Source organism: Nocardiopsis quinghaiensis (assembly GCF_008638365.1).
Lineage (GTDB): Bacteria > Actinomycetota > Actinomycetes > Streptosporangiales > Streptosporangiaceae > Nocardiopsis > Nocardiopsis quinghaiensis.
This window is the reverse complement of record NZ_VWVU01000035.1, coordinates 46,028-72,119: the sequence shown is the minus strand read 5'-3', so window position 1 is coordinate 72,119 and position 26,092 is coordinate 46,028. Positions and strand designations below refer to the sequence as shown.

Here is a 26,092-nt window from a genome sequence, read left to right as displayed (position 1 = left end):
TCACGCGGGTGCTCCAGCGGATCCTGGCGCTGACCGCCGCGATCTGGCACAACGATCGCACCGGCCAGCCGGTCCTACGCTCTTTGACGGCCTACGACCACTGACCCCTTGGAATCACTCATCTAGGGCAGGGTGAGGATCTCCGCGCCGGACTCGGTGATGACCAGGGTGTGCTCGAACTGGGCGGTCCACCTGCGGTCGGCCGTCACGGCGGTCCAGCCGTCGTCCCACATGTCGTACTCCACGGCGCCGAGCGTGATCATCGGCTCGATCGTGAAGGTCATGCCCGTCTTCATGACGGTGTCCGTGCGCGGGTCGTCGTAGTGCGGCACCGCCAGGCCCGAGTGGAACTCCAGGCCCACACCGTGGCCGGTGAAGTCGCGGACCACGCCGTAGCCGAAGCGCTTGGCGTAGGACTCGATGACCCGGCCGATCACGTTGATCTGGCGGCCCGGACGGCACGCCTTGATCGCGCGCATGGTCGCCTCGTGGGTCCGCTCGACCAGGAGGCGGTGCTCCTCGGTGACGTTCCCGGCCATGAAGGTGGCGTTGGTGTCGCCGTGCACACCGTCCTTGTAGGCGGTGATGTCGATGTTGACGATGTCGCCGTCGGAGATCACCGTGTCGTCCGGGATGCCGTGGCAGATCACCTCGTTGAGCGAGGAGCACAGCGACTTCGGGAAGCCCTTGTAGCCCAGCGGGCTGGGATAGGCGCCGTGGTCCAGCAGGAACTCGTGGCCGATCCGGTCCAGTTCGTCCGTGGTCACCCCGGGCTCGACGTGCTTGCCGACCTCCTGCAGGGCCTGCGCCGCGATCCGCCCGGTCACCCGCATCCGTTCGATGGTCTCGGGGGTCTGCACGTCGCCGAGGACGCCCTCCACGGGATGCTTCCGTCCGACGTACTCCGGCCGGACGATGTGGGAGGGAACCGAACGTTGTGGCGAGATTCGCCCAGGAACCAGCGGAGTAGTCATGAGCCCTGATTGTAGTTCGTGGGTGGGCCCACCGGGCCTGCGTGGAGCCCTCCCCGGAGAGTGTGAGGAAGTACGCGGCCTGGGTAGGTCGCACGGCGGGAGAACACGTTCCCACCGCGGGCAGGGCCCCGAAGGAAGGGAGTGAGGGTGATCGAGGACATGCCTCAGGACGACAAGTGGTGGTACTGCCTCAAGCACAATCGGGTGGAGCACGGGCCGGGCTGCCCCAACAAGGTGCGCATGGGCCCCTACCCCGACGAGGCCACGGCCGCCAGCGCGCTGACCATCGCGGCCGAGCGCAACGAGGCGTGGGACGTCTCCGACGAGGAGGAGGAACTGTGACCGGTGCTCCCCGGTGTCCCGGCCGCCGAGGAAGCCGGGCCACCGGGGCGGAGGCCGGGGGACGGGCCGTACCGGTACCTCCTCCGCGCCGGTGCCTCTGACAGGATCGACACATGACTGAACAGAGCACACCCAAGGGCGACATCGCCGAAGTGACCGTCGCCGTCCTGGGCGGGACCGGCGACCAGGGGCGCGGTCTGGCCCGCCGGTTCGCCCTGGCCGGGCACACGGTCCACCTCGGCTCGCGCAGCGCCGAGCGCGCGGAGAGGGCCGCCGGTGACCTGGTGGAGGGCGAGTCCGTCCCGATCGACGTGCGCGGCCTGGACAACGCCGGTGCCGCCGCCGCGGGCGACATCGTCATCGTCGCCGTGCCCTGGGAGGGGCACAGGGAACTGCTGGAGGGCCTGGCCGAACCGCTGTCGGGCAAGATCGTCGTGGACTGCGTGAACCCGCTCGGATTCGACAAGCGGGGCCCCTTCGCGCTCGACGTCGCCGAGGGCAGCGCCGCCGAGCAGGCCGCCGAGGTGCTGCCGGACAGCCGTGTCACGGCCGCCTTCCACCACGTGTCCGCGGTGGTCCTGCTGGACCCGGAGGTCGATGAGGTGGACCTCGACGTCCTGGTGCTGGGCGAGGACCGCGCGGCCACCGACGCGGTGCGCGCCCTGGCCGACCGCATCCCCGGGGTGCGCGGCGTCTTCGGCGGGCGCCTGCGCAACGCCCACCAGGTCGAGGCCCTGACCGCCAACATCATCGCGGTCAACCGCCGTTACAAGACCCACGCGGGCATCCGGATCACCGGCCTGTAGCCGCAGGGTCCCGCCCGCAGGAGACGCGTGCGGCGCCGGTCCCCGCGCGGGGACCGGCGCCGCCTGTGCGGGAGGCCGCGGTCAGTCGCAGTAGACCGAGCGCTCCTCGTCCGTCATCGGCCTCGTGGACTGGGTGACGGTGCTGCCCTGGTTCTCGGCGGGCCCCTCGGCGGTGAAGGGCGCGTACCAGACGTAGTGGCCCCACTCGCGGTCGGGGAAGTGCAGCTCGTAGGTGCCGTGCACGCGCTGCATCCGGGGCCCGTAGTACACGCGGGCCACCTCGCCCGGCTGGGCGACGACCTGCGTGCGCTGGCTCTGGGTGTGCGACGAGCTCCACTCGTGGCCGTAGGAGACGCTGAAGCTCTGCTTGAAGATCGCGCCGAACGTCGCCGTCATGGACAGGTTCACGCTGTTGGACTCGCCCGTGGTCTCGGACCACTGCACCATGGACAGCTGTTCGTGGTCGGTGCAGTTGTAGACCGGTGAGCCGACCGGCTCGGAGGCGTTCTGGAAGTACTCCGGCTGGCCGGACGGGTGGAACTCGCACACGTCGGTGCCCTCACCGCACCGCTCCAGCAGCTCCCGGACCGTCGGGTTCTGTTCGTGGTCGGCCGCGGCCGGTGCGGGGGTGAGCGCCAGGACGGCCGCCAGGCCCGCCGCGGTGCCCGCTGCGAGGGTTCTCATCGCTCCGCCTTTCGTGGGGGGTCGGGGGGTCGGGGGGTCACGGGCACGCGGCCCGCTCGGCGTCGGTCATCGGGCGCACGTTCTGCGTGACGACGTCGTCGGGGGAGCCGGGGACGGGTCCCTCCACCGTGAAGGGCGCGTACCAGACGTAGTGGCCCCACTCGCGGTCGGGGAAGTGCAGCTCGTAGGTGCCGTGGACGCGCTGCATCCGCGGCTGCCGCTCGACCCAGCCCACCTCGCCGGGAGCGGTGTTGACGTAGGTGGTCTGCGTCTCGGTGTGCGAGGTGGTCCAGGTGTGCTCGAACGACTGCTCGTAGGACACCGAGAAGACCTCGCCGAACCCGGCCTCGGTGGTCAGCGTCAGGCCGACGCTGTTGCTCTGGGAGGTGGTGTCGGACCAGATCACCGCCATGTCCTGGCGGCCGGAGGTGCAGTTGAACACCTCCGAGCCCACCACGCGGCTCGGGGCGGCGAAGAGTTCGGGCTCGCCGCCGGGGTGGAACTCACAGACGTCGGTCTCCACACCGCACCGTTCCAGCAGTTCGCGGATCGTGGGCGCGCCCTCGTGGTCGGCGTACGCGGCGGTCGGGGACACCACGATCGTGCCCGCCACGGTGACGGCGGCGGCGCACAGCATGGCGTACGTGCGTTTCATGTCGGTTTTCCCTTCGAGCGGGGGCAGGGGAAAAACGGGGTCGTTCAGCCCAGGGTGGTGGAGACGGCGCGGTCGTTCATGTAGTCGCCGACGTAGTTGGTGTTCTCGCGGTAGGGGCCGTCGCGGTCGCCGGTCCCGTCCGGCCCGGAGTGCAGCCACAGGGCGCAGGTGGCCCAGGGCTGGGCCGAGGAGACCAGGTTCTGCCAGTCGGCGGGGAAGGTGAACCAGAAATCGGTGTCGTCGCCTCCGCCGCACAGGTCGTCGCCGTACAGGGTGAACGTGGCCCCGCCGAAGTTCTCGTGCTCGAAGTACGTGCCGATGATGAGGTCCGCGCTGGCCGCCCTGAGGGAGGCGCCGCCCCCGTCCAGGGCGCGTTGCTGCTCCTCCAGGGTCCGTCCGGTCTCCTTCTCCGCGGCGGCGATCGCCTCGTCGAAGGAGGCGAAGCAGCGCTCCTGGCCGGTGCCGGTGTCGCTGATGCAGTGCCGCTGGGTGTCGGCCGGAGCCGGGGCGGGAGCGGCGGCCGTCGTGGCCACCGAGGCCATCGCGGCGGCCGCGGTCGCGAGTGCCAGGGCGGCGGCCCTCGGCCGTCCGTGTGGTGAAGTCATGCGTTCTCCGTGCTCGTCCGGGGATGAGACGTGACTTAACGCAGGTTAACGGAACTCTTAGGTCCTTATTGGCTACTGTCCGTATATGAGCCATCGTGCGGTGGGGCTTTGTCGCGGAAAGAATTTTTTCTGCCGACTCGTGCCTGTGGGGGAAGGTTTCCTTCGCCACTGGTCCGGTGATCGGTTGTTTACCGCGGCCGGAGGTGCTTGCGCGGAGGGGAGTGCTCCGGCCTGCGGGCCTCCGCGCCTCCGGTGCCGCGCCCGTGTCCGTTCTGGCCGAAAGGGCTCACCCGGGCCGGGTGGCCGGCGGATTTCTCCGGTGACGTGCGTCACGAACCCGTGTTCGAGTGCTTTTGGCGACCCCGGGAATGTGACTCCGGGTGCTCAAACCGGAAGATATCCGTGTGGGAAACACACTTCGTCTTCCGGGCGGGGGTGGAGTGTCGCAGGGCAGTAGAAAGTGGTTCTCTGTTCCACCGTCCGAAGGCGCGGCCCGCGACGCGGGTGCGAACACGGGTTGGGAACGCGAGTCTTCGTGTGTGTTCCTGTGGTGATCGCTCACTCTGTGTTCGGAAGCGGGATCCCGGAGTCGTGAGGCGGCTCCGCGCGGGGACGCGGAGCCGCCGGCCCCTTCGGCGCGCGGCTCAGGACACCCAGTCCTTCACCTTCCCGATCAGCGCGGCCGGGTCCTCGCCCACGGGGACCACGTTGAGCTGGGTGACCCCCGCGTCGCGGAAGGCCTCCACCCGCTCGCGCACGTAGGACTCGGGGCCGACCATGTTGGTCAGCTCCACGAACTCCTCGGGTACGGCCGCCGCGGCCTCGTCCTTCTTGCCGTCCAGGTACAGGTCCTGGATCTTCTCGGCCGCCTCCTCGTAGCCGTAGCGGCGGGCGACCGTGTTGTAGAAGTTCTTGCCCTTGGCACCCATGCCGCCGACGTACAGGGCGATCATCGGCCGCACGAAGTCGAGCAGCCTCTTGGTGTCCTCGCCCTCGCCGATGGCGAGCAGCCCGCCCGCCGAGATCTCCAGCTCGCCCAGGGAGGGGTCCCGTTCGGCCCTGCCCTCGGCCAGCGCCTCACCCCACACCATGTCGGCCTTCTCCGGGATGAACAGGTGCGGCAGCCAGCCGTCGGCGATCTCGGCGGTCATCGCCACGTTCTTGACGCCCAGCGACGCCACGTAGACCGGGATGTCGGGGCGCACGGGGTGGTTGATGATCTTGAGCGGCTTGCCCAGGCCGGTGCCCCGCTCCGGGGGCAGGGGCAGCTGGAAGACGGTGCCGTCGTGGGTGAGGCGGTCCTCCCGAGCCCAGATCTTGCGGCAGATCTCGATGGTCTCCCGGGTGCGCGCGAGCGGCTTGACGTAGGGCACCCCGTGGAAGCCCTCGATGACCTGAGGGCCGCTGGCGCCCAGACCGAGGATGGCGCGCCCGTCGGACAGGTCGTCCAGCCCGGCGGCGGTCATCGCGATGAGGGAGGGGGTGCGGCTGTACAGCGGCAGGATGGCCGAGCCGATCGCCACGGTCTCGGTACGCGCGGCGAGGTAACCCATCAGGGTGGGGCTGTCGAACCCGTAGGCCTCGGCGACCCACACGGTGTCGAGGCCGGCCTTCTCCAGTTCGACCACCTGGTCGACGGCGGCCTTGGGCTCACCCGCGTACTGGAGCGGCATCGAGATGCGCATCTGTCCTCCCGGGAGGGCCGGACCCCCGGCCCCGTAGGCGCTGGATACGATGCGACTCTACTCCCGAGTACGGTTCGGTTCGTTGCCCGGATCACACGGAGTGGCGTCCGCGTACACGAAACCGCCGGTCGGAGCCCGCTCCGACCGGCGGTCCGCGCGGTCCCCGCCCTCAGACGGGGGCCGTTCCGTTCGTCAGCCGGTGTAGGAGTGGCGCTCCTGCGGGAACGCCCCGTTGACGACCTCGTCGGCGTAGGCCGAGGCCGCCTCGCGCAGAGTCTCGTTCAGGTTGGCGTAGGTCTTGACGAACTTGGCCACGCGCGGGCTCAACCCCGCCATGTCCTGCCACACCAGCACCTGGGCGTCCGTGGACGGGCCGGCGCCGATGCCCACGGTCGGGATGGACAGCTGCTCGCTCACCTGCGCGGCCAACTCGGCGGGCACGCACTCCAGCACCACCGCGAAAGCGCCCGCGTGCTCCATCTCCTTGGCGTCCTTGAGCAGCCCGGCCGCGGCCTCGCCGCGCCCCTGCACCCGGTAGCCGCCCAGGGTGTTCACCGACTGCGGGGTCAGGCCGAGATGCGCCATCACCGGTACGCCCGCCGACACCAGCAGCTCCACCTGGGGAGCCACCGCGTGGCCGCCCTCCAGCTTCACCGCCTGGGCCCGGCCCTCCTTCATGAAGTGGGAGGCCGACTCCAGCGCCTGCTGGGGCGAGGCCTGGTAGGAGCCGAACGGCAGGTCGGCGACGACCAGCGCACGCTGGGTGGACCGGGACACGGCCGCGGTCAGCGGAACCAGTTCGTCCACCGTGACCGGAAGGGTGGTGTCGTAGCCGTAGACGACGTTGGCCGCCGAGTCGCCGACCAGCAGGACCGGGATACCGGCCTCGTCGAAGACCCGGGCGGTGAGCGCGTCGTAGGCGGTCAGCATCGGCCAGCGCTCGCCGCGCTCCTTGGCCGCGGCCAGGTCGCGGACGGTGACACGCCGGTTGGTGACCCCGCCGTAGAGGGCGTTGCCGTTCGGGGCGGCGGGCTTGCCTGGGGTGTTCATGATGTGCGTTCCTCCGTTGTCTCGAAGCACCTCAGGGGGTGTCTCCGGACGTGTGGACGAATGATGGTGTCGCGCTCGCGCGCTGGGCGGCCGGGGCCGCGGGCGGTCCGCGGGGGACCGGACGTGTGCGGGGACGGAGCCCGGCGCCGGATGGCGAAGGACCGGCCGTCGCACGCGAGTATCATCGCATGCCCCCGCCCGTACCACTTCCTTCGGGATGCAACCGGATTGCGCACCCGGATGTTTCCGGGTAGCCCTGGAGGCACAAGGGCCAGCGGGGGGAGGCCGCCACACCGTCACGCGCCACCGGCCGCACCGGGCGGCGCCGTCCGCGGGCGCGGCCCCGCCCGATCGTGTGCCCCGGCGACGGAGGTGGTTCGTGGACGCGCAGACGGCTTATCGGCGCAGGTGGGGCGGGCTCGCGGTGCTGGTCATCTGCCTGCTGGTGATCGTCGCCGACAACACGATCCTCAACGTGGCGCTGCGGGTGCTCTCCGACCCGGCGCAGGGCCTGGGCGCCAGCCAGTCGCAGCTGGCCTGGGCGATCAACTCCTACACACTGGTCTTCGCCGGGCTGCTGTTCACCTTCGGCGTGCTCGGCGACCGGTGGGGCCGCCGCCGCCTGCTCATGACGGGGCTGGCGGTGTTCGGCGCGGCCTCGGCGCTGTCGGCCTACTCACAGAGCCCCGAACAGCTCATCCTGGCCCGCGCGGTGATGGGGCTGGGCGCCTCGATGGTGATGCCGCAGACCCTGTCGATCATCACGAACGTGTTCCCGGCCGAACAGCGCGCACGCGCCATCGGGATCTGGGCGGGCTCGGTCGGGATGGCGATGGCCATCGGTCCGTGGGCGGGCGGCCTGCTGCTGGAGAACTTCTGGTGGGGCTCGATCTTCCTCATCAACGTGCCGTTCGTGGTGCTGGGCCTGGCGCTGATGTTCGTCCTGGTCCCGGACTCGCGGGACGAGGACCCGGGAAGGCCGGACGTACTGGGCGTGCTGCTGTCCGTCCCGGGCCTGGTGCTGCTCATCTACGGCATCATCACCGCGGGCGAGAGGGCCTCCCTCACGGACTGGGACGTGCTCGGCGCCCTGGTCGGCGGTGTGGCGGTGCTCGCGCTCTTCCTGGCGCACGAGTCGCGCACGCCCGACCCCTCCCTGGACGTGCGCTTCTTCCGCGACCCGAGGTTCAGCGTCTCCATCGCCATCGTCATGGTGCTGTTCTTCAGCATGGCCGGGATCATCTTCTTCCTGAGCTTCTACTGGCAGAGCGTCCGGGAGTTCTCCCCGTTCGTGGCGGGGCTGCTGGTGCTGCCCGCCGCGCTGGGGCAGATGATCATGGCGCCGCTGAGCCCGACGCTCGTGCGCTGGGCGGGACCGCGCGTGGTCGCCGCCGTCGGCGTGCTGGGCGTGTGCTCGTGCTTCGCCTTCTTCACCCGGCTGGAGGTGGACACGCCGCTCCCGCTCATCATCGGGTTCTTCTTCCTCCAGGCCGGTGCGATGGCGGTGGTCCTGACCCCCGCCACCAACGCGATCATGTCCTCGGTGCCGCCGGGCAAGGCCGGTTCCGCCTCCGCCGTGCAGAACACGGTCCGCCAGCTGGGGACGGCGATGGGCGTCGCGGTCCTGGGCGCGGTCATCTCCTTCCGGTACCGGGCCGATATCACCCCGGCCCTGGAGAGGGCGGCCGAGAGGGAGGGTGCCGGGAACCCGGGCCCGGAGGAGCTGCGCCCGGCCGGCGAGTCGATCGAGGCGACCATGGCCCTCGCCCGCCGCATGGGGGATGAGGGCCGGGCGCTGGTGGCCCCCGCCAAGGAGGCGTTCCTGTCCGGGCTGCACACGGCGGCGGCCGTGTCCCTGTGCTTCGGGCTGGTCGGACTGGTCGTGGTCCTCATCTGGATGCCGCGCGAGATCGGGGACCACCGGCCCGCGGACGGGCCCGGCGGACACGGTCCGGCGGGCTCGGGGGACTCCGGAGGGGCGGGATCCTCCGCCGGCTCCACGCGGTGACGCGTCCCGCGGACCGGGCGCCTGCGACGGGGGGAGGCCACCGGAGCCGGTCGCCTAGGTTGGGTACATGCGTCTGACCGCTTTCACCGATGTCTCCCTGCGGCTGGTCATGCGGCTCGCGGTCTCGGGGGAGGGCGAACTCCTCACCACCAGGACCGCCGCCGGAATGCTCTCCGTGCCGTACACGCACATGGCCAAGGCCGTGGCCCGGCTGTCCGACATGGGACTGGTGGAGGCCCGGCGCGGCCGCAACGGCGGTCTGCGCCTGACGGAGAAGGGGACGCGGACGTCGGTCGGTTCGATCGTGCGCGAGCTGGAGGGCGACGGGGACCTCGCCGGGTGCGAGGACGATCCGCCCTGCCCGCTGCGTGCCGCCTGTCGGCTGCGGAGCGCCCTGAGGGAGGCGCGCGAGGCGTTCTACGCCTCACTCGACACCGTCACGGTGGAGTCCTTGGTCACACCACCCGCCCGTAGCACCCTCGCCCTGTTGCGCCCCGAGTAGCGGCGCACTCGGGCGGACCTGCGAGAACATCTCACGGAGAGGCGTCCGGCGAAGGCGGTACCCCCCATGGGGCGGTTCCGAGGCGGCTTTAATATGCATTTCAGATACCAATTATCTGTCCCGGGACAGCTTTCCCCACCAAGGAGGACGCATGCTCTCGACCGAGTCCGCCGCCACGATCCGGGCCACCCTCCCCGTCGTGTCCGAGGCACTGGACCCCATCACCGCCCGGTTCTACGACACGATGCTCGGAGACCGCCCCGAACTTCTCGACGGCATGTTCAACCGGGGCAACCAGGCCTCCGGTGAACAGCGCGAGGCCCTGGCCGGGTCGATCGCGGCCTTCGCCACCATGCTCCTCGAACGCCCGGACGAGCGTCCCGACGCCCTCCTCGCCCGTATCGCCCACAAGCACGTCTCCCTCGGGATCACCGAGGACCAGTACGTGATCGTGCACAAGTACCTCTTCGCCGCCATCGCCGACACCCTCGGCGACGCGGCCACCCCCGAGGTCGTCGGGGCCTGGGACGAGGTGTACTGGCTCATGGCAGGAGCCCTCATCGCGATGGAGGCCCGCCTGTACGCCGGCCACGGACGCACGGGACAGGAGGTGTGGCGTCCCTGGCGCGTCGCCGAACGCCGTGAGCAGACCCCCGACACCGTCTCCCTGACCCTCGAACCCGAGGACGACGAGCCCGTCCCCGCCTTCGTCCCCGGCCAGTACGTCAGCGTCCGTGTGCGCATGCCCGACGGCGTACGCCAGGCCCGCCAGTACTCCCTGACCGGAGGGGAGGGCAGGCGCCGCCGCATCACCGTCAAGCGCCTGCGCGCCGGGGCCACCCCCGCGGGCGAGGTCTCCACCCTGCTGTACGACACCGCCGTCACCGGCGACACCGTCGTGGTGTCCGTCCCGGCGGGTGACGTGACCCTGTCCGAGGGCGACCACCCCCTCGTGATGGCCTCGGCCGGGATCGGCTGCACACCGATGGTCGCCATGCTCGACCGGCTCGTCGAGCGGGGAAGCGAGCGCGAGGTCCTCGTGCTGCACGCCGACCGCGGCCCGGGGGACCACGCCCACCGGGACGAGGTCCGTGACCTGGTCGGGGCGCTTCCCAACGCGACCTCGCGGGTCTGGTACGAGGCCGGCGGCGACGACGGCCGGGGGCGGATGGACCTGGGCGGGGTGGAGGTCCCCGAGGGCGCCGAGGCCTATCTGTGCGGGCCGCTGCCCTTCATGCGCGACGTGCGCTCCCAACTGCTCAGGGCCGGTGTGCCCGCCCGCCTCGTCCACTACGAGGTGTTCGGCCCCGACCTGTGGCTGGGCGTCGACTGATCCGGCGTGCCGTGCGGGCGCGTCCTCCCTCCGGGCGCGCCCCGCGCCGTGGAACGGGTCCGCGAGGTCCGGGCGCCGGAGCGACCGTTCCGGTGGCCGTCCGTGCCCGGTCACGGGGCGCCGACCAGTCGTCCACAGGCGTCAGCGGGACGGTCGGGAAAGTCGTAGGCTCAGGAGTTACCACACGTCCATCGACCCTCCTGGGGGCACCCTAGCCATGGCCGACTCCTTCGCCCATCTGCACGTCCACACCGAGTACTCGATGCTCGACGGGGCCGCGAAGCTCAAGCCCCTGTTCAAGGAAGCGTCGAGGCTGGGCATGCCCGCGGTCGCCATGACCGACCACGGCAACATGTTCGGGGCGTACGAGTTCTACCAGCAGTCCAAGGGCTCGGGAGTCAAGCCGATCATCGGTATCGAGGCGTATGTCGCGCCCGAGGCACGGTTCCACAAGAAGCGGGTCTTCTGGGGGCGGGCCAGCGGGTCCGACGACGCGTCGGCCGAGGGCGGCAAGGACATCTCCGGCGGCGGGCGCTACCTGCACATGACGATGCTGGCGCAGAACGAGACCGGGCTGCGCAACCTCTTCAGGATGTCGTCCCTGGCGTCCATGGAGGGCTACTACATGAAGCCCCGCATGGACCTGGACCTGATGGCCGAGCACAGCGAGGGCGTCATCGTCAGCACCGGCTGCCCCTCGGGCGGCGTGCAGACGCGGCTGCGGCTGGGGCAGGAGAAGGAGGCCATCGGGTACGCGTCCAAGCTCCAGGACATCTTCGGCAGGGACAACGTCTTCCTGGAGCTGATGGACCACGGCGTACCCATCGAGAAGGAGGTCCGCGACGGCCTGCTCAGGGTCGGCCGCGAACTGAACATCCCGCCGCTGGTCACCAACGACTCCCACTACGTCTACGAGAGCCAGGCCTCCGCGCACGACGCCCTGCTGGCGGTGGGCGTGGGCAAGAACCTGGACGACCCCACCCGGTTCCGGTTCAACGGCTCGGGCTACTACCTCAAGAGCGCGGACGAGATGCGCGGCCTCCTCAACTTCGACGAGTGGGAGCTGGGCTGCAGGAACACCCTGCTCGTCGCCGAGCGCATCGATCCGGGGGCCTACGACGCGGTGTTCGCGCACCGCGACCTGATGCCCGTCTTCCCGGTGCCGGAGGGGGAGACCCAGGCCTCCTGGCTGGCCAAGGAGATCGAGCGGCTGCTCCCGACGCGCTACCCCGACGGGACCAGCGCCGAGGTCCGCAGCCGGGTCGAGTTCGAGCTGGACATCATCAACAAGATGGGCTTCCCCGCCTACTTCCTGGTGGTCGCCGACATCTGCCAGTACGCGCGCAAGGCGGGCATCGCCCTGGGGCCGGGCCGCGGCTCGGCGGCCGGATCGATGGTCGCCTACGTCCTGGGCATCACCGACCTGGACCCGCTGGATCACGGGCTGCTGTTCGAGCGGTTCCTCAATCCCGAGCGCGTGACCATGCCCGATGTCGACCTGGACTTCGACGAGCGTCGGCGCGGGGAGATGATCGAGTACGTCACCAGGCTCTACGGCGACGAGCGCGTCGCGCAGATCCTCACCTTCGGCACCATCAAGGCCAAGGCCGCCGTCAAGGACTCCGCCCGCATCCTCGGCATGCCCTACTCGGTGGGGGACCAGATCACCAAGGCCTTCCCCGCGGCGGTGGGCGGCAAGGAGATCCCCCTCGAAGCGGTGTCCAACCCCGAGCACGAGCGCTACGGCGAGACCACGGAGCTGCGCAACCTCGCCGAGCAGGACCCCCAGGTCGACAAGGTCATGGAGACCGCGCGCGGTATCGAGGGCCTGACCCGCGGCACCGGCGTGCACGCCGCGGGCGTGATCCTGTCCAAGGAACCCCTGCTCGACGTCATCCCGCTGCACAAGCGCGACACCGACGGCGCCATCATCACCGGCTTTCCCTACCCTCAGTGCGAGGACATGGGTCTGCTCAAGATGGACTTCCTGGGCCTGCGCAACCTGACGATCATGGACGACGCGGTCAAGAGCATCAAGGAGTCGGAAGGAATCGACATCGATCTGGGGAAGCTCTCCCTGGACGACAAGAAGACCTACCAGCTGCTCTCACGCGGCGACACCCTGGGCGTGTTCCAGCTGGACGGCGGCGCCATGCGCAACCTGCTCAAGCGGATGGAACCCAAGAAGTTCGGTGACATCGCGGCCGTGCTGTCGCTGTACCGGCCCGGTCCGATGGCCGCCAACGCGCACAACGACTACGCGGACCGCTCGAACGGGCGCCAGGAGGTCACCCCGATCCACCCGGAGCTCAAGGAGGCTCTGGACCCGATCCTGGGGGAGACCTTCCACCTGCTCGTCTACCAGGAGCAGATCATGGCCATCGCCCAGCAGTTGGCCGGGTACACGCTGGGCGGCGCGGACCTGATGCGTCGCGCGATGGGCAAGAAGAAGAAGGAGGCGCTGGAGGAGGAGGAGGCCAAGTTCTTCCCCGGCGCCATGGAGCGCGACTTCTCCAAGGAGGCGGTCCAGGCCCTGTGGGACGTCATGCTCCCCTTCGCCGGGTACGCGTTCAACAAGTCGCACGCCGCCGGGTACGCGCTGGTCTCCTACTGGACCGCCTACCTCAAGGCCAACCACCCCGCCGCCTACATGGCCGCGCTGCTGACCTCGGTCAGCGACGACAAGGACAAGATGGCGGTCTACCTGGCCGAGTGCCGCACCCAGGGCATCAAGGTGCTGCCCCCGGACGTCAACGACTCGGGTCTGCGCTTCACCCCGGTCGGCCAGGACATCCGCTTCGGCATGGGCGCCGTCCGCAACGTCGGCGCCAACGTGGTCAACTCGGTCATCAGGACCCGCACGGAGAAGGGCAGGTACACCTCCTTCACCGACTTCCTGTCCAAGATCGAGCTGGCGGCCTGCAACAAGCGCGTCATCGAGTCGCTGGTCAAGGCGGGCGCGTTCGACTCCCTCGGCCAGCCGCGCCGCGAGCTGTACCGTCACCACGAGACGGCGGTCGAGGGCATGATCAGCTCCAAGAAGCAGGAGGCGAACGGCCAGTTCGACCTGTTCGGCGGCGGGGACGAGGCCGACTCCGCCCCGATCGGACTCAACATCAACTGGGGCGACGAGGAGTGGGACCGCAAGACCAAGCTGTCCTTCGAACGGGAGATGCTGGGCCTGTACGTGTCCAGCCACCCGCTGGCCGGTGCCGAACGCGTGCTGGCACGCTCGCGCGACACCTCCATCGCGCAGGTCGTCGCAGGTGAACTCAGCCGCGAACGCGGTGAGGTGCGCATCGCCGGACTGATCTCCAAGGTGGACAAGCGCACCAACAAGGCGGGCAACCAGTGGGCGATCGCCACGGTGGAGGACCTGGACGCCAGCATGGAGGTCCTGTTCTTCCCCAAGACCTATCCGCTGTACGTGGAGGCCCTGCTGGAGGACACCGCGGTCACCGTCAAGGGCCGGTTGAACGACCGGGACGGCACCTGGTCGATGTTCGCCTCCGAGATGTCGATCCTGGACATCTCGCACATCACCGAGGGCGAGCCGCCGGTGCTGCTGACCGTGGACGAGAAGCGGCTGACCCCCGAGCTGATCGGCGACCTGCGCCAGGTGCTGTCCACGCACAAGGGGGAGACCCCGGTACGGATCCGGGTGGACAACCCGGTCCGGTCCAGGATCTACGCCGTGGACCGCTACTCGGTGCGGATCTCCCCGGAGTTCAACGGTGAGGTGAAGAGCCTGCTGGGGGCCTACGCGGTCGACTACTGACCTGTCCCGCTCCCCGCTCTCCGGTCCCCGGATGCCCCGCGAAGGGCGCCCGGGGACCTTTTCCGTACCCGGGGCTTGCCTTCGGAAAGTTAGCGATATATCTTTGAGCTATCGGAACAGAGTATGACAGTCTCTCTGTGTCGCTACCTGTGAAGGAGAACACCATGAGTGCCATGGCACTTCCCGGTCCCTGGTCCTGGGACGCGCGCGGCCCGCGCCGTGCGCGCCGCCCCTGGGGTCGGCGCTCCGACGCCGCCCGGCCAGGGCGCCCCGAACACCACGGCCGCGGACGCGGCGGTGAGCGGGCCGAGTTCGGTCCGGTCCCGCCCGAGCCCCCGACACCGCCCGGAGTCCCGCCGTGGGGAGGCGGGCACTTCGGACCCGGTCAGCCCTTCGGCGGCTTCGGGCCCGGCGGGGGCTTCGGTCCCCGGGGCGGACGCGGCGGAGGCCGGCGCGGGGGCGGACACCGCGCCAAGCGGGGCGACGTGCGCACCGGCATCCTGCTGCTGCTCGCCGAGGAGCCGCGCAGCGGGTATGAGATCATCCGCGAGGGCCGTGACCGCAGCGGCGGCATGTGGCGGCCCAGCCCCGGCTCCATCTACCCCATGCTCCAGCAGTTGGAGGACGAGGGCCTGGTCGCCCAGCAGACGGGTGAGGGGCGGCGGCGCCCCTACAAGCTCACCGAGGAGGGCATCGCCCACCTGGAGGAGAACGGCGCCGACCTCACCCCGCCCTGGGAGGCGGTCGCCGACGCCTACGCCGACAGCCGGTCCCGGTACGAGGAGGTCGGCACGCTGGCCTACCAGCTGACCGCCGCCGCGGCACAGGTCGCCCAGGCGGGCAGCGCGGACCAGCTGGAGCGCGCCAAGCGCCTCCTGGCCGAGACCAGGCGGGGCCTGTACCTGATCCTCGCCGAGGAGGACGGGAGTTCCGGGACCGACGGCGGCACCGAGCTCTGAGGCCGACCGACCGGTCCCGATCGACGCGGGGGCGCCCGCGGAGGGCGATCCGTCCGCGGGCACCCCCGTCCTCTTTCCGCCGTCGGTCCCGGGCCCCGCCGGCGGAGGCGGCCTACTCGCCGGTCACCCCGTCGGCGAGTTCGCGCAGGATGTCCAGGTGGCCGTTGTGGCGGGCGGTCTCCTCGATCATGTGCAGCAGCACCCAGCGCAGCGTGGCGGGGTCCTCACCCCGGCACGGGAGCGCCGCCACGGCGTCCAGTTCCAGCTTGGCGGTGATCTCGCGTGAGCGGGCGCACTGGTCCTCGTACTCGTCGAGCAGACGGCCCAGGGGCAGCTCCGAGCCCCGGCGCCACTCCGCGTCCGGGTCCTGCGGGGTGGCGTAGCCCTCATCGGGCAGCCCCATCAGGGTCATCTCGAACCAGGCGTGCTCCACCCAGCGCAGATGGGACACGACGGCGCCCACGCTCATCAGCGGCGACGTCGGCAGGGGCGTCGCGGCGGCGTGCTCGGCGGACAGGCCGGCGCACTTGGCGTGGACCGTGGCCCGGTGCCACTCCAACCACGTGGTGAGCATCGTGCGCTCGTCGGCCGACTTGGGCGGATCCACACGACCGGGCGCGGCCGTGGATGCGTTCTCATCACTCATTCGGGCATTCTCCCGGCCCCGGGGGCACGCATCCACCGGTTTTGTGAATCTCGGCCGCCCGCTCGCCCGGAGGACGACGCGGGTGCCGGTGGGCCGCGGTCCGCGTCACCCGTGCGCCGTGCGCGGGTGGTCTATTCGCCGGTCACCCCGTCGGCGAGTTCGCGCAGGATGTCCAGGTGGCCGTTGTGGCGGGCGGTCTCCTCGATCATGTGCAGCAGCACCCAGCGCAGGGTCGGATGGGGGCGGGCGCGCCGCGCGCCCGAGCCCAGTTCCAGCTTGGCGGTGATCTCGCGCGAGCGGGCGCACTGGTCCTCGTACTCGTCGAGCAGGCGGCCCAGGGGCAGCTCCGAGCCCCGGCGCCACTCCGCGTCCGGGTCCTCCCCGCTGTAGGGGGCCAGGTCCGGCTGGTTGAGCATCACGGTCTCGAACCAGAACGCCTCCACCCAGCGCAGATGGCACACCACACCGCCCACCGTCATCAGCGGTGAGGTCGGTATCGGCGCCTTCGAGGACAGGTCCGGGGACAGCCCGGCGCACTTGGCGCGGACCGTGGCGCGGTGCCGGTCCAACCAGCTGGTGAGCATCGTGCGCTCGTCGGCGGCCCTGGGCGGGTCGACACGCTGGAGCACGGGGGTGGCCAGGGGACCGTCCTTGTCACTCATACCGGTATTCTCCGTTCCGGCCGTGCCCCGTATCCACTGGTTTTTCCGCAGGCCGGGACGGGACGGAGAGAGTGGGGGAGATGGCGGACCAGAACCGGTCGAACACGTCGGCGGTGCCGCGCCAGCTGACGGCGGGGGCGTGCGTCCTCGGGGCCCTGCTCCTGTTGGGCGCGCTCCTGGGCCCCTTGTGGTGGCAGATCGCGCCCCGGGCGGAGGGCACCGCCCTGGGCGGAGGCGAGGTCTTCACCGGCACCACCGAGGCCGTCTTCGCGGGGGAGGGCTACTTCGTCCTCATGACCGGCCTGGCGGGGCTGGCCACCGGCTACACCGCCTACATGGTCCAGTTCCCGCTGGCCCGCCGTCGGTTCCGGGACCTGCGCCTGGTCTGCCTGGTCGCGGGCTGCCTGGGCTCGCTGGGCGGGGCACTGCTCACGTGGCGCCTCGGCGTTGCCCTGGACGGCCCGGCGCACGCCGCCGTCGCCGCCGCCGAACCCGGCACCACCGTCCAGACCGGGCTCCAGCTCGACGCGACCGCCTTCCTGCTGGTCTGGCCGCTGATGTTCGTCCTGCAGTACGGGCTGCTCGACGCGATCAGCTTCGTGCGCCGCGACCAGCCCGGTGTGCCCGTCCACGTACCCGGACCGGAGACGACGGAGGCGCGGACGGGGACGGACCCGCGGGACACCGGCCCTCGCCCCGGCCAGGCGCCGCCCGCCCGGCCGATCCCGGCCGACGACCAGGCGCGGCCGGAGGACCCTCCCCGCTGACCCGCGCCGCCTCACAGAGTCTGGACGGTGTCCTCGTACATGCCGTCGAGCAGGTCCCGGTACTTGTTCTCGACCGCCCGCCGCCGCATCTTGAGGCTGGGCGTGATCTCGCCCTCCTCCACCGTCAGGTCGTTGGGCAGGATCGTGAACTTCTTGACGGTCTCGTGCCGGGGCAGGTCCCGGTTGAGCTCGTCGATGGCCTCCTGCACCATCTCCCTGGCCTTCGGCTCGCTGGCCAGAGCCGCGTAGTCGAGCTCGGCCAGGCCGTTGTCGGCCGCCCACGCGTCGATGGATTCGGGGTCCAGGGCCACCAGCGCCACGCAGTAGGGGCGCCGGTCGCCGTGCACCACCAGGTTGCTCACGTAGGGGCACAGCGCCTTGAAGCGGCTCTCGATGCTCTGCGGCGCCACGTACTTTCCGCCGGAGGTCTTGATGAGCTCCTTCTTGCGGTCGGTGATGCGCAGGTGCCCGCCCTCCAGGACGCCGATGTCGCCGGTGGCGAACCAGCCGTCCTCGGTGAGCACCTCCTCGGTGGCGCCGGACAGGTTGTGGTAGCCGCGCATCACGCCGCCGCCGCGGAGGAGGACCTCGCCGTCCTCGGCGATCCTGACCTCGGTGCCCGGCATGGGCAGCCCGACCGTGCCGAACCTGATGTCGCCGGGCCGGTTGACGAACGTCCCGGCGCTGGTCTCGGTGAGCCCGTATCCCTCCAGGATGGTGACCCCGGCACCGTAGAAGAACCGCCCGATGTCGGGGGACAGCGGCGCGCTGCCGGAGATGAGGAACTTCAGCCGCCCTCCGAAGAGCGCCCGCAGCTTGGCGAACACGAGCCTGTCGGCGATCCTGTGCTGGAGGGCCAGCAGGCCGGTGGGCTCCCCGCCCCCCTCCTTCCGGCGTGCGACCCGGTCCCCCACACCCACGGCCCACCGGAAGATCCGGTACTTGGCCGCGCCTCCCTCCTTGGCCTGCATGACCACCCGGTTGTAGACCTTCTCGAAGATGCGCGGGGCGGCGGCCATGAAGGTGGGCCGCACGACGGCCAGGTTCTGCACGATCCTGTCGACCCGGCCGTCCACCGCGGTCTTGAACCCGATCCGCAGCTGGCTGACCTGCATGACCTTGCCGAAGACGTGTGCCAGCGGCAGCCACAGGTACTGCACGTCGTCGATGTCCATGAGCTCCCAGCCCTGGGGGCGCAGCTCGGCGTCCAGCTCCTCCATGGCCCGGGCCTCGTAGAGCCAGTTCGCGTGGTCCAGACGCACGCCCTTGGGCCTGCCGGTGGTACCGGAGGTGTAGATCAGCGTGGCCAGGTGGTCGGGCCGCACGCCCGCCACCAGCTCCTCGAACAGGTCGGGCCGCTCGGCGTGCAGTTCGGCACCCGTGCGCGCCAGTTCGTCGAGGGTCATCACCCAGTCGTCGTCACCGCCCGCGGCGCCCTCGAAGGCGATCACCCTGGACAGCCCGGGCATCTGGGCGCGCTGGCCGACCAGTTTGGCGACCTGCTCGTCGTTCTCGGCGAAGGCCACCATGCTGCCGGAGTCGGAGACGATGTAGGCGCAGTCGGGCGGGGTGGAGGAGGGGTAGATGGTCGTGGAGGCGCCGCCCGCGCACAGCACGGCCAGATCGGCGAGGATCCACTCGATCCGGGTGCTGGAGGCGATCGCGCACCGGGCCTGGGGGGTCACCCCCAGGGAGTGCAGGCCCAGCGCGAGGTCGCGCACGCGGTCACGGGTCTGGGACCAGGTGAGGGTCTCCCACTTCTCGTGGGTGCCGCCCGGGTCGGGGAGGGGGTAGCTGAAGGCTTCGGCGTCGCCGGACTCCGCGACGCGGGAGAGGAACATTCCGGGGACCGACTGGAAGGGGGATGAAGTGTTACCCATGTCACAAAACTACTCCTGGGTAGATGGACCGGCAACAACTCGTGCACGGATCCTCCGGGGGAGTCCCGGTGCCCCGCGCGGGTTCCTCACGTGCCCGCGGTCCGGATCAGGGAGAGCCGATCGGCGCGGTGACCGCCTCGGTGAGCTTGATCAGGTCCTGGGGCTTCAGCTCCATCTGCAACCCCCGCCGCCCGGCCGAGACGTAGACCGTGGGCAGGGCGGTCACCGAGGCGTCGATCACGGTGCGCAGCCGCTTGCGCTGGCCCAGCGGGCTGATCCCGCCGCGCACGTATCCGGTGGCCCTCTCCGCCATGGACAGGTCGGCCATGGCGGCCCTCTTGCCGCCGACCGCCGCGGCCAGCGCCTTGAGGTCGAGTGTGGTGCTGACGGGGACGACCCCCACGGTGAGCCGCCCGTCCACATCGGCGATCAGGGTCTTGAAGACGTGCTCGCGGGGGACGCCCAGCGCGTCGGCGGCGTCGGTGCCGTAGGAGTGCCCGTCCGAGGCGCCGTCGGCCTCGTAGGGGTGCAGCGTGTACGTGGTCTTGGTCCGCCCCGCGGCTACGGTCGCGGGTGTGGCTTTTGCGCTCATCGAGTACCTGGTTCCTCTCCTGCGCGTGAACGCGCTGGTGCATGCGCTACGAACACGCCCGGGTTCGGGACCCCGGGCGCGCAGCACCGGTTCGCACAGCAGGCTAGGTGACCAGAGCCGCGAGTGCGTGATGGGGCGTGCGGGAAAGGTGGTGTTTTCGCCGCACGGGCCCGATGCCGGGACCTTCGGCCCATGTCCTCAGTTGAACGAGACGCCGTTGTCGAGGAAGGGACCCGCGGGGAGGTTGGGCAGTGTGGGAGTGGCCACGATGCGGTTCTCCCGACGCAGGAACCGGGCGGTGACGGCCAGCCGGGTCGCCGCGTCCTCCGCCTCCAGCAGCCGCTGCTTCTCCGCCTGGTCCAGGACCGTGGAGGCGGCCACGCTGTAGGACAGCGCGATGGGGTCCTTGGGCAGCTCCGGTGAGGCGTCGGGCGACATCCCGATCGACGCCAGGCGCTGGGAGTAGGTCGCGAACAGGTCCCGCACCCGCTCGGCGTGCTCCTCGACGTCCGGGCCCAGCGGCTCGGGCAGGAGGGCCACCGAAGCGGTCGCGTACTCCTCGGGCGAGGAGGCGTCCACCTCGGCCATGTCGGTGATGGCGAACCGCGCGCCGCCCTCCACAACCAGGTCGTAGCGGCCGTCCTCGTAGGTGCGCACGTCGCGGACCAGGGCGGTGCACCCGGTCGTGCTCACCCGGGGCAGCGAGGTCCCGGGACCGCTGGTGAGGGGCACACCGGTGTCCGCGCCCTCCGCGCTCTGGCCGGACTCGGCGGCCACCTCGTGGCCCAACTCGATCCACACCACCCCGAACCGGTGCGGCCCGCGGCCGGGACCGGTCAGCTCGCCCTGGGCGAGGGTGGGCCCGAGCAGCTCCGAGACCAGGCGGCGGTACCGCCGCTCGAAGACGTGCAGGGGGACGGTCATGCCGGGGAACAGCACGGTGTTCAACGGGAAGACGGGCAGGGCCAAGGGCATGATTCCAGTATGCCCCTCATGCCGGGAACGCGGGCGCCGGCGGCACACCCCGACGCGGGATTTACCGCGGTGGGTCGCCCATGCGGAGCGGCCCGGGCCCGGCGCCCGCGTTCCCCCCTCTGGAACGGGCGCCCGGAGCCCGGGCCGCGGGAGTGGCCGCCCGGAGGCGGCCCGTGGTCGGGGCCCTCAGGAGACGGAGGGGCCGGCGGTGCCGGGCGCGCCCTGGCTGCCGTTGTCCTCGCTGGGCATGTCGCGGGCGACGAAGGTCTCCACGTCGAACAGGTTGCCGTTGGAGCGGTCCACCACGTTGAGCAGGGTGGACATCTTGGCGACCTCCTCGGTCTGCTCCTGGATGAACCACTGCAGGAACTGCTCACCGGTGTAGTCGTCCTCGTCGCGGGCGACCTTGGCCAGGCGGTGGAACTGGTCGGTCACCTCGCGCTCCTGGCGCAGGGCCAGGGCGACCAGCTCGCGGGTGGCGGAGAAATCGGTCTTGATCTCGTCCACGCCCGGCAGGGCGAAGGAAACATCGTTGTCCAGGAGGAACCGCACGATCATCATCGCGTGGTCGCGCTCCTCCAGCGCCTGCTCGTAGAAGACCCGCGCCAACTGGGGCAGGTCCTGGTCGTCGAACCAGGCGGCGATGGCCACGTACTGGTGGGAGGCCGTGAACTCGTGCCGCACCTGCTCGACCAGGAGGCGGTGGAACTTGGAAAGGCCGATATCGCTGCTCGTGCTCGAAGTCATGGCTCCACGATAACGCATAAAAAAGCTTTTCGCGAAACTCCCAAAGTGTCCATGAATTTGTTAGGCAAGCCTTTCTAAAGGTTAATAAGGTTAGGTGTTCCAAAGTTAGGCGAAGCTTAATAGTGGCCTTTGTCGCACTCTGCCCGCCCGTGCTCGGAAGGACGTGTACCCGCCGGTGGAGCGGATGTGGTGTCCATCATTCGGACAGCACCACCCACTGAATGGGAACCTCCCCCTAGACTGGGGCCGTGATCAGTCGAATCGACCTCCGAGGCACCCAGGGCGACCCCCGCCAGGCCCTTCCCCGCGCGGAACTGGACGTGGCGGCCGCCGTTGACCGAGTACGTCCCATCTGCGAGGACGTACGCCATCGCGGGACCGAGGCGCTGATCGAACTCACCGAACGCTTCGACGGCGTGCGCCTGACCGACATCCGGGTCCCCGCGACCGCGATCGAGGCCGCCCTGGCCGATCTCGACCCCTCCGTGCGCGCCGCGCTGGAGGAGTCCGTCCGTCGCGCCCGCGCGGTACACCGCGACCAGCGCCGTACCGACCACACCACCCGGGTCGCGCCCGGGGGCACCGTCACCGAGAAGTGGATCCCCGTCGACCGCGTCGGCCTCTACGTGCCGGGCGGCCGGGCCGTCTATCCCTCCAGCGTCGTCATGAACGTCGTCCCCGCCCAGGAGGCGGGGGTGCGCTCCCTGGCGGTGGCCTCGCCGCCCCAGAGCGGGTTCGGCGGACTGCCGCACCCGACCATCCTCGCCGCCTGCGCCCTGCTCGGCGTCGACGAGGTCTACGCCGTCGGCGGCGCCCAGGCCGTGGCCATGTTCGCCCACGGCGCGGGTCCCTGCGAGCGCACCGACATGGTCACCGGCCCCGGCAACATCTGGGTGGCCGCGGCCAAACGCCTGCTCAAGGGCGTCATCGGCATCGACGCCGAGGCCGGTCCCACCGAGATCGCGATCCTCGCCGACGCCACCGCCAACGCCGACTACGTCGCCGCCGACCTCATCAGCCAGGCCGAGCACGACGTCGTCGCCGCCTCCGTCCTGGTCACCCCGGACGAGGCCCTGGCCGAGGCGGTCACCCAGCGCCTCGCCGTCCGCGTGGACGCCACCAAGCACAGCGACCGCGTCCGTGAGGCCCTGTCCGGCCCGCAGTCCGGCATCGCCCTGGTCGACGACCTCGACCACGGCCTCGCCGTCGTCGACGCCTACGCCGCCGAGCACCTGGAGATCATGACCGCCGACGCCGCCGCGTGGGCCGCGCGCGTGCGCAACGCGGGCGCGGTCTTCGTCGGTGACTTCTCGCCGGTCTCCCTCGGCGACTACGCCGCCGGATCCAACCACGTACTGCCCACCGGCGGCTGCGCCTGCCACACCGGTGGCCTGAGCGTGCAGACCTTCCTACGCGGGGTGCACATCGTCGAATACGACCGTGACGCGTTGGCCGACGTCGCCCACCACGTCATCACCCTGGCCAACGCCGAGGACCTGCCCGCGCACGGCGAGGCCGTCGCCGCGCGCGCGGACCAGGCCTGACCCGACGGCCAGCCAGCCCGGCGGGAACCGGGCGCACCGCGACCCACGGCCGCACCGGCCGGGGAGCCGCGCACCCGACCGCCGCCCACAACCGACCATGAGCGTGGAACCGTGAGCTTCACCCTGAACGACCTGCCCCTCCGCGACGACCTGCGCGGCCACTCGCCCTACGGCGCGCCGCAACTGGACGTCCCGGTGGTGCTCAACACCAACGAGAACCCGCACCCGCCCTCGCCGCGCCTGGCCAAGGCCCTGGCCGAGGCGGTCGCCAGCACCGCCCTGGGCCTCAACCGCTACCCCGACCGGGACGCGGTCCGCCTGCGGGAGGGCCTGGCCGCCTACCTCGGCCACGGCCTGACCGCCGACCGGGTGTGGGCCGCCAACGGCTCCAACGAGGTCCTCCAGCAGATCCTCCAGGCCTTCGGCGGGCCCGGGCGCGTCGCGATGGGCTTCGAGCCGTCCTACTCGATGCACCCGATCCTCTCCCGGGGCACCGGCACCGCATGGGTACCCGTACCGCGCGACGCCGACTTCCGCGTCGACGTGGACGCGGCCCTCACCGCGATCGCCGAGCACCGGCCCAGCGTCGTCTTCCTCACATCGCCCAACAACCCCACCGGTACGGCCCTGGACCTGGCCGACATCGAGCGCCTCGTCCGGGCCGCCCCCGGGGTCGTGGTCGTGGACGAGGCCTACGCCGAGTTCCGCCGCGAGGGCAGGCCCAGCGCCCTGGGCCTGCTGCCCGACCACCCCACGCTGATCGTCTCGCGCACCATGTCCAAGGCCTTCGCCCTGGCCGGGGCGCGCGTGGGCTATCTGGCCGCCCACCCGGCCGTGGTCGACGCCCTCCAGCTGGTCCGCCTGCCCTACCACCTGTCCGCCGTCACCCAGACGGTCGCGCTCACCGCGCTCGACCACGCCGACGAACTCCTCGCCGCCGTCGCCGACCTGCGCGCCGAACGCGACTCCCTGGTCGCATGGCTACGCGCACAGGGCCTCTCCGTCGCCGACTCCGACGCCAACTTCGTCATGTTCGGTAAGTTCGAGGACCGCACCGGGGTGTGGCGGGACATGCTCGACCAGCAGGTCCTCATCCGCGAGACCGGACCGCCCGGCTGGCTGCGCGTCACCGTCGGCACCTCCGAGGAGATGGACGCCTTCCGCCGAGCCCTGCTCCACGCCACCGGGCACTGAGCCGCGGACCGCCACCGGACCGACGCGCACCCGCCCCGCGACAACCACACCACCGAGAGAGTGACGTCACCATGAGCCGCACCGGACGCGTCGAGCGTGCCACCAAGGAAACCAAGGTCCTGGTCGAGATCGACCTGGACGGCACCGGCGTCGCCGACGTCTCCACCGGCGTCGGCTTCTTCGACCACATGCTCGACCAGCTCTCCAAGCACGGCCTGTTCGACCTGACCGTGCGCACCGAGGGCGACCTGCACATCGACTCCCACCACACCATGGAGGACACCGCCCTGGCCCTGGGCGCGGCCTTCCGCGAGGCCCTGGGCGACAAGCGCGGTATCCGCCGCTTCGCCGACGTCAAGGTGCCCCTGGACGAGGCCCTGGCCGAGGTGACCGTCGACGTCTCCGGCCGCCCCTACCTGGTGCACAGCGAGCCCGAGGGCATGGCCCCGGTGATCGGCCGCGACTACGACACCACCATGACCCGCCACATCCTGGAGTCGTTCGTGGCCCAGGCCCACGTGGCCCTGCACGTCCACGTGCCCTACGGCCGCAACGCCCACCACGTCGTCGAGTGCCAGTTCAAGGCACTGGCCCGCGCCCTGCGCGCCGCCACCGAGAACGACCCCCGCGTCAGCGGAATCCCCTCGACCAAGGGTGCGCTGTAGATGGACACCGACCTGTGGGGCATACTCCTCATCGTGCTGGGAGGCTTCCTCGCCGGAGGCACCTACACGGTGTGGAGGGCCAACCGGACCGTCGCCGTCGCCCTGGGCGCGTGCGCGGTGCTCGCGGTGGCCTCCGGTGTGCTCCGACTGGGCTACTTCTAAGAGGAAGGGCAGCTTCATGCCGTCACGTGTGGTCGTCTTCGACTACGGCTCCGGCAACCTGCGCTCGGCACAGCGCGCCATGGAGCGCACCGGCGCCGACGTCACCGTCACCTCCGACCCACACGCCGCCCTGGACGCCGACGGCCTCCTCGTCCCGGGAGTGGGCGCCTTCAGCGCCTGCATGGCCAGCCTCAGAGCCGCGGGCGGCGACCGGATCATCGGCAAGCGCGTGGCCGGAGGCCGCCCGGTCCTGGGCATCTGCGTGGGCATGCAGGTGCTCTTCGACAGGGGGGTGGAGAGCGCCGACCCGGGCGCCGAGGCCGGAACCGAGGTGACCGAGGGCTGCGGCGAGTGGCCCGGCACCGTGGACCGCCTGCGCGCGCCCATCGTGCCGCACATGGGCTGGAACACCGTCCGTCCGCCCGAGGACACCCGGCTCTTCGCCGGGACCGGCCCGCGGGAGCGCTTCTACTTCGTGCACTCCTACGCCGTACGCGAGTGGGAGTTCGCCGCCGTCAACGAGCGCGTCCCCGCGCCGAAGGTGACCTGGGCCGAGCACGGCGAGCCGTTCGTGGCCGCCGTCGAGAACGGGCCGCTGTGGGCCACCCAGTTCCACCCGGAGAAGTCCGGCGACGCGGGCGCCCGCGTCCTGGCCAACTGGGTCGACACCCTCTAGGGGCGCCGGCCCGTCCGCCGGGTTTCCGATCGACGTTCTCCCGACCGAACACGAGAGGGATCCGTAACGGGTTCTCCCGCCTGGATGCGGGGCTTTCGCCCACCGTGGCCGAGGGCCTGCCGTCACCAGCACCAGCCGACACCCGGAGAGGTGACTCGTTGGCCACGCCCCGCACAGGACCGAAGACCTGCCAGGCCGTGC

Annotated in this window: 25 protein-coding genes and 1 pseudogene; 14 read left to right on the top strand and 12 right to left on the bottom strand. The window is 70.8% G+C overall.

Annotation, left to right across the window (positions count from 1 at the left end; genetic code table 11):
• Positions 1-104 (top strand): annotated as a pseudogene (locus FYX01_RS27375) (IS982 family transposase); the annotation flags it as partial.
• An 18-nt stretch (positions 105-122) separates the two neighbouring features.
• Here FYX01_RS27375 and map read toward each other — a convergent pair.
• Positions 123-974 (bottom strand): type I methionyl aminopeptidase, encoded by an 852-nt coding sequence (map, locus tag FYX01_RS24820; protein WP_150245899.1) that lies wholly within the window; start codon positions 972-974, stop codon positions 123-125.
• 159 nt (positions 975-1,133) lie between these two features.
• Between map and FYX01_RS24815 the strand changes: the two genes are divergently transcribed.
• Positions 1,134-1,316 (top strand): hypothetical protein, encoded by a 183-nt coding sequence (locus tag FYX01_RS24815; protein WP_150245920.1) that lies wholly within the window; start codon positions 1,134-1,136, stop codon positions 1,314-1,316.
• Positions 1,317-1,429: 113 nt separating this feature from the next.
• Entirely contained in the window at positions 1,430-2,122 is a 693-nt protein-coding gene (gene npdG / locus FYX01_RS24810; protein ID WP_150245896.1) for an NADPH-dependent F420 reductase, read from the top strand.
• A gap of 81 nt (positions 2,123-2,203) precedes the next feature.
• On the opposite strand, the gene FYX01_RS24805 is transcribed toward npdG, so the two are convergent.
• The 5 genes from FYX01_RS24805 to panB all read right to left on the bottom strand — a co-directional run bounded on the left by FYX01_RS24805 (position 2,204) and on the right by panB (position 6,801).
• Positions 2,204-2,806 (bottom strand): hypothetical protein, encoded by a 603-nt coding sequence (locus FYX01_RS24805; protein WP_150245893.1) that lies wholly within the window; start codon positions 2,804-2,806, stop codon positions 2,204-2,206.
• Between the two features lie 37 nt (positions 2,807-2,843).
• Positions 2,844-3,461, bottom strand: a complete 618-nt coding sequence (locus FYX01_RS24800; protein WP_190394476.1) for a hypothetical protein — start codon at positions 3,459-3,461, stop codon at positions 2,844-2,846.
• Positions 3,462-3,505: 44 nt separating this feature from the next.
• The gene (locus tag FYX01_RS24795; protein WP_150245890.1) at positions 3,506-4,066 is read right to left on the bottom strand and encodes a hypothetical protein; all 561 of its coding nucleotides are present in this window, start codon (positions 4,064-4,066) and stop codon (positions 3,506-3,508) included.
• Positions 4,067-4,710: 644 nt separating this feature from the next.
• A complete protein-coding gene (locus FYX01_RS24790; protein ID WP_150245887.1) occupies positions 4,711-5,751 on the bottom strand; it encodes an LLM class F420-dependent oxidoreductase in 1,041 nt (346 codons plus the stop codon).
• Positions 5,752-5,943: 192 nt separating this feature from the next.
• Positions 5,944-6,801, bottom strand: a complete 858-nt coding sequence (gene panB / locus FYX01_RS24785) for a 3-methyl-2-oxobutanoate hydroxymethyltransferase (protein ID WP_150245884.1) — start codon at positions 6,799-6,801, stop codon at positions 5,944-5,946.
• A 379-nt stretch (positions 6,802-7,180) separates the two neighbouring features.
• On the opposite strand from panB, the gene FYX01_RS24780 reads away from it, so the two are divergent.
• From FYX01_RS24780 to FYX01_RS24760, 5 genes are all read left to right on the top strand, one after another.
• Positions 7,181-8,809: an MFS transporter gene (locus tag FYX01_RS24780; RefSeq protein WP_190394475.1), complete on the top strand. Its 1,629-nt coding sequence runs from the start codon at positions 7,181-7,183 to the stop codon at positions 8,807-8,809.
• 67 nt (positions 8,810-8,876) lie between these two features.
• Positions 8,877-9,311, top strand: a complete 435-nt coding sequence (locus tag FYX01_RS24775; protein WP_150245877.1) for an RrF2 family transcriptional regulator — start codon at positions 8,877-8,879, stop codon at positions 9,309-9,311.
• 151 nt (positions 9,312-9,462) lie between these two features.
• Positions 9,463-10,644 (top strand): globin domain-containing protein, encoded by a 1,182-nt coding sequence (locus tag FYX01_RS24770; RefSeq protein ID WP_150245874.1) that lies wholly within the window; start codon positions 9,463-9,465, stop codon positions 10,642-10,644.
• A 217-nt stretch (positions 10,645-10,861) separates the two neighbouring features.
• Positions 10,862-14,422: a DNA polymerase III subunit alpha gene (dnaE, locus tag FYX01_RS24765; protein ID WP_150245871.1), complete on the top strand. Its 3,561-nt coding sequence runs from the start codon at positions 10,862-10,864 to the stop codon at positions 14,420-14,422.
• Positions 14,423-14,586: 164 nt separating this feature from the next.
• Positions 14,587-15,381, top strand: a complete 795-nt coding sequence (locus FYX01_RS24760; protein ID WP_150245868.1) for a PadR family transcriptional regulator — start codon at positions 14,587-14,589, stop codon at positions 15,379-15,381.
• Between the two features lie 112 nt (positions 15,382-15,493).
• Here the strand turns inward: FYX01_RS24760 and FYX01_RS24755 are convergent, their stop codons facing one another.
• Complete coding sequence (locus FYX01_RS24755; RefSeq protein WP_150245865.1) at positions 15,494-16,027, bottom strand: DinB family protein; 534 nt, start codon at positions 16,025-16,027, stop codon at positions 15,494-15,496.
• A gap of 131 nt (positions 16,028-16,158) precedes the next feature.
• A complete protein-coding gene (locus FYX01_RS24750) occupies positions 16,159-16,689 on the bottom strand; it encodes a DinB family protein (protein ID WP_150245863.1) in 531 nt (176 codons plus the stop codon).
• Between the two features lie 80 nt (positions 16,690-16,769).
• Between FYX01_RS24750 and FYX01_RS24745 the strand changes: the two genes are divergently transcribed.
• A complete protein-coding gene (locus tag FYX01_RS24745; protein WP_150245859.1) occupies positions 16,770-17,456 on the top strand; it encodes a hypothetical protein in 687 nt (228 codons plus the stop codon).
• Between the two features lie 11 nt (positions 17,457-17,467).
• Here FYX01_RS24745 and FYX01_RS24740 read toward each other — a convergent pair whose 3' ends face one another.
• The 4 genes from FYX01_RS24740 to FYX01_RS24725 all read right to left on the bottom strand — a co-directional run bounded on the left by FYX01_RS24740 (position 17,468) and on the right by FYX01_RS24725 (position 21,650).
• Positions 17,468-19,336 carry an AMP-dependent synthetase/ligase gene (locus FYX01_RS24740; protein WP_150245855.1) on the bottom strand — a complete coding sequence of 623 codons (1,869 nt, stop codon included), beginning with the start codon at positions 19,334-19,336 and terminating at the stop codon, positions 17,468-17,470.
• 106 nt (positions 19,337-19,442) lie between these two features.
• The gene (ybaK, locus tag FYX01_RS24735; RefSeq protein ID WP_150245852.1) at positions 19,443-19,928 is read right to left on the bottom strand and encodes a Cys-tRNA(Pro) deacylase; all 486 of its coding nucleotides are present in this window, start codon (positions 19,926-19,928) and stop codon (positions 19,443-19,445) included.
• 198 nt (positions 19,929-20,126) lie between these two features.
• Positions 20,127-20,903 (bottom strand): LON peptidase substrate-binding domain-containing protein, encoded by a 777-nt coding sequence (locus FYX01_RS24730; protein ID WP_150245849.1) that lies wholly within the window; start codon positions 20,901-20,903, stop codon positions 20,127-20,129.
• 186 nt (positions 20,904-21,089) lie between these two features.
• Entirely contained in the window at positions 21,090-21,650 is a 561-nt protein-coding gene (locus FYX01_RS24725; protein ID WP_150245846.1) for a ferritin, read from the bottom strand.
• 248 nt (positions 21,651-21,898) lie between these two features.
• On the opposite strand from FYX01_RS24725, the gene hisD reads away from it, so the two are divergent.
• The 5 genes from hisD to hisH all read left to right on the top strand — a co-directional run bounded on the left by hisD (position 21,899) and on the right by hisH (position 25,891).
• The gene (gene hisD / locus FYX01_RS24720) at positions 21,899-23,194 is read left to right on the top strand and encodes a histidinol dehydrogenase (protein WP_223830635.1); all 1,296 of its coding nucleotides are present in this window, start codon (positions 21,899-21,901) and stop codon (positions 23,192-23,194) included.
• Positions 23,195-23,305: 111 nt separating this feature from the next.
• Complete coding sequence (locus FYX01_RS24715) at positions 23,306-24,388, top strand: histidinol-phosphate transaminase (RefSeq protein ID WP_150245843.1); 1,083 nt, start codon at positions 23,306-23,308, stop codon at positions 24,386-24,388.
• 71 nt (positions 24,389-24,459) lie between these two features.
• Complete coding sequence (gene hisB, locus FYX01_RS24710) at positions 24,460-25,053, top strand: imidazoleglycerol-phosphate dehydratase HisB (protein WP_150245840.1); 594 nt, start codon at positions 24,460-24,462, stop codon at positions 25,051-25,053.
• Positions 25,054-25,215, top strand: a complete 162-nt coding sequence (locus FYX01_RS26375) for a hypothetical protein (RefSeq protein ID WP_190394474.1) — start codon at positions 25,054-25,056, stop codon at positions 25,213-25,215.
• A gap of 16 nt (positions 25,216-25,231) precedes the next feature.
• Positions 25,232-25,891: an imidazole glycerol phosphate synthase subunit HisH gene (gene hisH / locus FYX01_RS24705; protein WP_150245837.1), complete on the top strand. Its 660-nt coding sequence runs from the start codon at positions 25,232-25,234 to the stop codon at positions 25,889-25,891.
• The last annotated feature ends 201 nt before the right edge of the window (positions 25,892-26,092 follow it).